This window comes from Arhodomonas sp. KWT (genome assembly GCF_010993615.1).
The window spans coordinates 1-6,552 of record NZ_WNXE01000054.1; the positions used below are offsets into that span (position 1 = coordinate 1).

Below are 6,552 nucleotides of genomic sequence, written 5' to 3' on the forward strand. Positions count from 1 at the left end.
TACTCCACCGCGACCCGGTCGGAAACCCGAACTGCCGGTAGCCGGGTCCCTTCGGGATTGTGTGCGGTCAGGGGGGGAGTGGCCACGACACGAGACGGGTTGCGGGTTGCCTTTCGTTCATTAAATAGCTATGTTCACGAAACATGAACAATGCAAAAACATGAACACATGACCCGGTCACCTCACGAATACGATCTCCTGGACTCAGTTGCCCGTCGCCTCTCAACGGCCACGGCACTATCGCTCGAGCCCGTTCCGGGCACGGGGTCTTGGATCGATGGGCAACTGGTAATCTCGATGCCCGATGGACCCCGGCACTGCTATTCGGTGGCGCTGAGGCGCAACCTTCGACCCGCCTCGTTGGGCGCCATAGTCCTCCAGTTGCGTGAGCTCCCGCAGCCAGCGCTTCTGGTGGCTGACTACGTTAATCCGAATATCGCGGAGCGCCTTGCCGACGAGCGCATCGAATTCATGGATGCCGCCGGAAACGCCTACCTGAACCAACCGGGCCTGTTCGTTTGGGTCAAGGGGCAGAAGCCTGCATGGGAATATGGGCTCGCCCGGTCAGATGCGGTGTCGCCGCTGGAGAAGAGCGACGGTTTCAAGCCATCCAGCCTGTACGTCATTTTCGCGTTGCTCTGCAAACCGGGCCTGGAGTCGGCGCCCTATCGGGAAATCGCCGCCTCATCCAACGTCGCCCTGGGCTCGGTGAACTGGGCCATGCGGGAGCTTCGGGAGCGCGGTTATCTATACCAGAAGGGCCGGAATCGTCGGCAACTGATCCGCAAGTCCGACCTCAGGGACCGCTGGGTGGCGTCCTTCATCGACAAGCTCCGGCCGAAACTGAGGCTGGGACGGTTCACCATGTTGAAGCCGACCGACGAGTGGTGGCGCTCGCTAACGGCCGACGAATTCGACATCGTCTGGAGTGGGGAGATCGCGGCCTGGAAGATGACTGGTTATTTGCGTCCGGAGCGCGCCACGCTCTACGCCGATAACCTACCGCGCGGATTCCTGAATCGACATCGGCTGGCCCGCTCGGATGACGGTGAGATCCAGATATCACGTCGGTTCTGGGGATTTGTGTCAGGCACGACGGATCGTGCCATCGCCCCCCCACTGCTGGTCTATGCCGACCTGGTGGCGAGTGGCGAAAGCAGAAATCTGGAAACGGCAAAGCTGATTCATGAGCGATATCTTTCTGAGTCTGAGTCCGGGCAGTGACAGCCGGCTCCCGCCCCTGGAGGCAATGTCGGAGGCGGCAGCGGATGAAGCTCTCGAATTCATGGTCGTCGGCGCCACCGCGAGGGATCTGGTACTGCACCGCGGTTTCGGGATCCGGGCAATACGTGCCACGCAGGACGTCGATGTCGGCGTTCACGTCGCATCGTGGAACGATTACGAAAAGCTGGTCGATAACCTCCTGGGCCGGGGGTGGAAAAGGCGGCAGGAACGGCGCTACCACCGGCTCCATTACACTGAGCATCAGTGGATAGACATCGTGCCGTTTGGCGGCATTGCGCGCCCTGATGGCACCATTGCGTGGCCGCCCGACGGTAACGAAGTGATGTCCACCCTGGGGTTTTCGGAGGCCTTCAGGCACGCGCTCCTATTCGAGCTGCCAAGTGGGTACCTCTGCCCCGTAGCGTCTCTGCCCAGCCAGGCTCTACTGAAGATAGCGGCCTGGCTCGATCGCAAGGCAGCCAGCGACGCCTCTGACCTGGCATTCCTTATGGAGACGTACGCCGACGCCGGCAACCTCGATCGCCTCTATGAGGGCGAATCGCCTGTGGCGGAACAATACGACTACGAGGTTTCCCTTGCAGCCATCCACCTCCTGGGCATGGACATTCGGCGCACGGCAAGCACGCAAGCGATCGGCGGCGTCCTCGACAGCCTCAGACAAGCCCTGGAAACGCCTGACGCATCTGCCCTTATTATCGCGAGCACCGGTCATCTTGCTGATCCAGCGGATATCGACCAGGCGGTGAAACGATTCGAGGCACTTGTTCGTGGCATGTCCCACCAATAGTGGCACCGCTCACGTCTTCGGCGTGCTTGCCGTACGGGGTCTCTGGACAGGGCCGTTTCAGCGCGTGAGTAACCGGGACCGCGCCGAGATCATCCGGCACGGCCCCCAAAGTCTCACAGCGCCCAGAGGTCGACGAACTCGTGCACCGGCATCGCCTCCAGGCGCTCGCGCTCGCCGCAGGCATCAAGGATGCGCCCGGCCTGTTTCGGGGCGAAGCGGGTGGCGAGCGACCGCTCGAACTTGTCCTTCAGCACCGGGATGCCCTCGTCACGGCGGCGCCGGTGGCCGATGGGGTACTCCACCGCGACCCGGTCGGTGGTGCTGCCGTCGGTGAAGAACACCTGCACCGCATTGCCGATGGAGCGCTTCTCCGGGTCGAGATAGTCCTTCGAGAACTGCTCGTTCTCCACCACCTTCATGCGATCGCGCAGGGCGTCGATACGGGGATCGGCGGCGACGTGATCCTCGTAGTCGTCGGCGGTGAGGCGGCCGAAGATCAGCGGCACCGCGGTCATGTACTGGATGCAGTGGTCGCGGTCCGCCGGGTTGTTCAGCGGACCGGTCTTGTCGATGATCCGCACCCCCGCCTCCTGGGTCTCGATCACCACCTTCTCGACCTCGTCGATCCGGTCGCGGACCTGCGGGTGCAGGGTCATCGCCGCCTCGGCCGCGGTCTGGGCGTGGAACTCCGCCGGGAAGGAGAGCTTGAAGAGGATGTTCTCCATCACGTAGCTGCCGTAGCCCCGGCTGAACTGCAGCTCGTTGCCCTTGAACAGCACGTCGCGGAAGCCCCAGGTCGGCGCCGACAGCGCCTTGGGATAGCCGATCTCGCCCCGGTCGACGATCAGCGCCAGGCGCAGCCCGCGGGAGGAGGCATCCCCCGCCGCCCAGCTCTTGCGCGGGCCCGCCTGCGGGGCGTGGCGGTAGGCGCGCAGGGCGGAGCCGTCGATGAAGGCGTGGGAGGCGACGTTGGTGACGTCGTCCACGTCGCCGCCGAGCAGGCCCATGGACACGCAGGCGGAGGCGATGCGCACCAGCATCACGTGGTCCAGGCCCACGCGGTTGAAGCTGTTCTCCAGCCCCAGGATGCCCTGGATCTCGTGCGCCTTGATCATCGCTGTGAGGAGGTCGCGCACCGTCATCGGCGCCCGGCCCTCGGCCACCGCGCGGCGGGAGAGGTGATCGGAGAGCGCGAGGATCGCGCCGAGATTGTCCGAGGGGTGGTTCCACTCCGCCGCCAGCCAGGTGTCGTTGAAGTCCAGCCAGCGCACCATCGCGCCGATGTTCCACGCCGCGGTCACCGGGTCGAGGCGGAAATGCGTACCCGGCACCTTCACGCCGCCCGGCATGTCCGCGCCCTCGACCACCGGCCCCAGCAGCTTGGTGCAGGCCGGATACTGCAGCGCCAGCATCCCGCAGGCGAGGGTGTCCATCAGGTCGTAGCGGGCGGTCTCGTACGCCTCCGTGGACGTGATCTCCGTGTTGACCACGTACTCGGCGATGTCCTTGAGGGGCTGGTCGTAATCGGGACGGGCGCCCGATCCGGTGGTCGTGCTCATGGTATCGTCCTCCGCATTAGCTGGCCCACCGTGCTCCGGAAACGGTGCCGGGAGACGGAGACACGGCCCTTCCCCGGGACCGCGCGCCTACTCCCGTTCTGGTGTCTCCCCCGGAGACTCTAAACCCCTAATGCGGCGTGTGTGCAGACCGCGCTCACGATACCCGGCGCCGGCCCGGGCCATGCCCCGCCCGATCCTGCCGGCGGGATTGCGCGCCGTCCGCCCGGGAGAGGCCTCCCGGTGCGGCGGCACGGGCCGGTTCAGGACCGGTCGAAACCGAACAGCTCGGCCGGGTTATCCACCAGGATACGCTGGCGCTCCGCCTCGTCCGGGGCGTACCGATAAAGCAGCTCCAGCAGCTCCGCGTCGTTGGGCGGCGGCATCCGGGACAGCGGGTGCGGCCAGTCGCTGGCCCACACGACGCGATTCGGGGCGGCGTCGATATAGGCACGGGCAATCGGCAGCACGTCGTCCCAGGGGTAACCCTCGGCGGAGATCTTCTCGCCCAGGGAGAGCATGACCCAGAAGTTGCCTTTGCCGAGCAGCTCGATGGTCTTGCGGACGTTGGGATCGTCCACGCCCAGACGGGCATCGGCGCGTCCCAGGTGATCGATCAGCACCGGGATGTCCAGGTCCTCGTAGAGCTCGACGCTGTCAAGGATGCCGTGCTTTTCCGGCTGGATCTTCGCGTACCAGCCCAGTTCGCGCAGCCGGCCGGCGGCGTGGCGGAACTCCCGCGGCGACAGCCCCACCCCCAGCTCCTTGCGGAAGGTGAAGCGCGCACCGCGCACGCCGGCCTCGTGCAGCGTCTCGATGTACGCGTCGTCACGCTCCTTCAGCGCGATGGCGTTGGCGCAGCCGCGATAGTCGGGGCCGGCCTGCTCGAGCGCGTCCAGCACCACGCTGTGATCGGCGCCATAGGTGGTCGCCTGGACGATCACGCCGCGCTCGACCCCCAGGGCTCGGTGCATGTGCAGTGCCGCGTCGATGGTCGCCGAGGGCATCCTGAAGGGCGCGTCCGCGCGCATCGGATAGACATCCGGATCGCCGAACACGTGGAACTGCGCGTCGCACGTGTTCGCCGGCGGCGCTTCCCGGGGCGCGCGGGGATCCGGATTGAACGGGAAATACTCGGGCATGGTGGCTCCTGCCGTTAGCGGATCGAAGGGCCGCCCCGGGCACGCGGCCCGGGGTCAGCGGGTCAGGACCCGGCCCGGCGGCCGATTACCGCCATCACGTCGCACTGAATCAGAAACCTCGATTCCACCGGGTTCTGGATGGCGTGCCGGGCGGGCCGGGAGTCCGGATCGGGGAACATCTTCAGCCATTCGGCGTTGAGCACATCCCGCTGGGAACGGTCCTGCATCCAGACCGTCATTTTCAGGATGTCGTCGGTGCTGCCGCCGGCGGCTTCGACGATGTTGCGCACGTGCGTGAACATGTGTGCGCACTGCGTGGGCAGGTCCGCGCCCAGCTCCCCGGTCTCCGGGTCGGTCCCGTTGATCACGCCGGAAGCCACAAGGTCCCCGATCCGGCTCGCGGCCGGGATCGGGTTGTTGTGCTGAAAGCCGGCGCTGTCAACGCTCTTGCGTCGTGACATGCGGGGATGCCTCCCGATCAGCGATGGATGTCGGCCTCGCGGATCAGCGTGGCCCAGCGCTCGTACTGCTCGTCCAGGAACGCCTTGAACTCGTCCACGTCCATGGCACGGGCGTCGGCGCCGGCGGTCTCGAATTTCTTCTCCACGGCCGGGTCGTTGAGGATCTTCTCCAGCGCCGCGTTCAGCCTGTCCACGACCTCGTCGGGGGTCCCCGCCGGGCCGAACAGGCCGGTAAAGGTCTCCGATACCGCGTCGGAATAGCCGAGCTCCTTGAGGGTGGGGACGTCGGGCAGGGACGGCAGGCGTTCCGGCGAGGTCACGGCCAGCGCCTTCAGCTTGCCGCTGTTGATGTACTGCCTGGCCACGGTGTACTGATCGAAGTTGAAGTCCACACGGCCGCCGAGCAGATCGGTGGTGGCCGGGGCGTTGCCCGCGTACTGGACGGTCAGCCATTCGGTGTCCAGCAGACGCTGCATCATTTCACTGATCAGGTGATTCTGGGTGCCGGCGCCCGGGGAGGCCATGGTCAGCTCGCCGGGGTTCGCCTTGGCCTTTTCGAACAGTGCCTCGGCGGAATCCACACCCAGCTCCGGATTCACCTGCAGCACCAGCGGCACGAAGGAGATGGAGCCGATGGGCGCAAAATCGTCCTTCCAGAAGTAGTTGTCCTTACGGAACAGCAGCGGGCTGAACAGCACCGGGCCGTTGGGGGCGACGAACAGGGTGTAACCGTCGCTCTTGGCGTTGATCACGTGGGAAGCGGCAATCATGCCGCCGGCGCCGGGCCGGTTCTCGACCACGAACGGCTGGCCGAATTCCTTCTCCAGGCGGTCGGCGATGATACGCGCGTTGAAGTCGACGTTGCCCCCCGGCGGATAGGGGACCACCAGCTGCACCGGCTTCTCCGGCCATGCCGCCTGGGCACCACCGGTCAGGCACAGCAACAGGAACGGAACGATCAGGCATTTGAAAAATCGCATTTTCTCTCTCCTCCCGATGCGGGGCGTTTGGCGTCGCGCCCCATACGACGAATGCCTTTTGTGTTGTTTCGGATCAGCTTCTGCATCCGCCGCCGCGCCTTCAAGCGCCTGAAGCCGGAGACGTCCACCATGTGGATTTTTTGACTCATTTGCCCCCGGGGTAGCCTTCCGGCCCCCGTCGTGGACGCACAGAGCCCGCCGGAGGAGGGAGACCGGGAACCGGTGCACAGCGCGACGACGGCGGCCGTTCCCGGCATGAACCACGGCGGCCGGCCATACCCCGGGGGCACACCAGTGACGCCCGCCGGCCGCACCCCACACGGCGCCATCACGGTTCGACGGCCTCATGGCGCGGTTTCAGGGGATGACTTCTGCGATTGA

7 protein-coding genes are annotated in these 6,552 nt (G+C 65.7%); 2 read left to right on the forward strand and 5 right to left on the reverse strand.

Going from position 1 to position 6,552, the window contains the following annotated elements:
* Positions 1–411: 411 nt before the first annotated feature.
* On the forward strand, positions 412–1,224 hold the full coding sequence (locus G7A99_RS10055) for a type IV toxin-antitoxin system AbiEi family antitoxin (protein WP_163139908.1): 813 nt from the start codon (positions 412–414) through the stop codon (positions 1,222–1,224).
* Positions 1,187–2,032: a nucleotidyl transferase AbiEii/AbiGii toxin family protein gene (locus G7A99_RS10060; protein WP_163139910.1), complete on the forward strand. Its 846-nt coding sequence runs from the start codon at positions 1,187–1,189 to the stop codon at positions 2,030–2,032. Before G7A99_RS10055 ends, G7A99_RS10060 begins: the two co-directional genes overlap by 38 nt.
* Before the next feature lie 113 nt (positions 2,033–2,145).
* Here G7A99_RS10060 and G7A99_RS10065 read toward each other — a convergent pair whose 3' ends face one another.
* The 5 genes from G7A99_RS10065 to G7A99_RS10085 form a co-directional block, all read right to left on the reverse strand.
* A complete protein-coding gene (locus G7A99_RS10065) occupies positions 2,146–3,591 on the reverse strand; it encodes a bifunctional 2-methylcitrate dehydratase/aconitate hydratase (RefSeq protein ID WP_163139912.1) in 1,446 nt (481 codons plus the stop codon).
* A gap of 260 nt (positions 3,592–3,851) precedes the next feature.
* Complete coding sequence (locus G7A99_RS10070) at positions 3,852–4,730, reverse strand: amidohydrolase (RefSeq protein ID WP_163139914.1); 879 nt, start codon at positions 4,728–4,730, stop codon at positions 3,852–3,854.
* Between the two features lie 62 nt (positions 4,731–4,792).
* Positions 4,793–5,191 carry a RidA family protein gene (locus G7A99_RS10075; protein ID WP_163139916.1) on the reverse strand — a complete coding sequence of 133 codons (399 nt, stop codon included), beginning with the start codon at positions 5,189–5,191 and terminating at the stop codon, positions 4,793–4,795.
* A 17-nt stretch (positions 5,192–5,208) separates the two neighbouring features.
* On the reverse strand, positions 5,209–6,171 hold the full coding sequence (locus tag G7A99_RS10080; protein WP_163139918.1) for a tripartite tricarboxylate transporter substrate binding protein: 963 nt from the start codon (positions 6,169–6,171) through the stop codon (positions 5,209–5,211).
* Positions 6,150–6,320, reverse strand: a complete 171-nt coding sequence (locus tag G7A99_RS10085; protein WP_163139920.1) for a hypothetical protein — start codon at positions 6,318–6,320, stop codon at positions 6,150–6,152. The genes G7A99_RS10080 and G7A99_RS10085 overlap by 22 nt, the downstream gene beginning before the upstream one ends.
* Positions 6,321–6,552 lie beyond the last annotated feature (232 nt).

Bases quoted from the DNA above. Each gene is read 5' to 3' on its own strand.
- G7A99_RS10075 (WP_163139916.1), bottom strand. From the start codon at position 5,191: ATGTCACGACGCAAGAGCGTTGACAGCGCCGGCTTTCAGCACAACAAC.
- G7A99_RS10065 (WP_163139912.1), bottom strand. From the start codon at position 3,591: ATGAGCACGACCACCGGATCGGGCGCCCGTCCCGATTACGACCAGCCC.
- G7A99_RS10070 (WP_163139914.1), bottom strand. From the start codon at position 4,730: ATGCCCGAGTATTTCCCGTTCAATCCGGATCCCCGCGCGCCCCGGGAA.
- G7A99_RS10060 (WP_163139910.1), top strand. From the start codon at position 1,187: ATGAGCGATATCTTTCTGAGTCTGAGTCCGGGCAGTGACAGCCGGCTC.
- G7A99_RS10080 (WP_163139918.1), bottom strand. From the start codon at position 6,171: ATGCGATTTTTCAAATGCCTGATCGTTCCGTTCCTGTTGCTGTGCCTG.
- G7A99_RS10085 (WP_163139920.1), bottom strand. From the start codon at position 6,320: ATGAGTCAAAAAATCCACATGGTGGACGTCTCCGGCTTCAGGCGCTTG.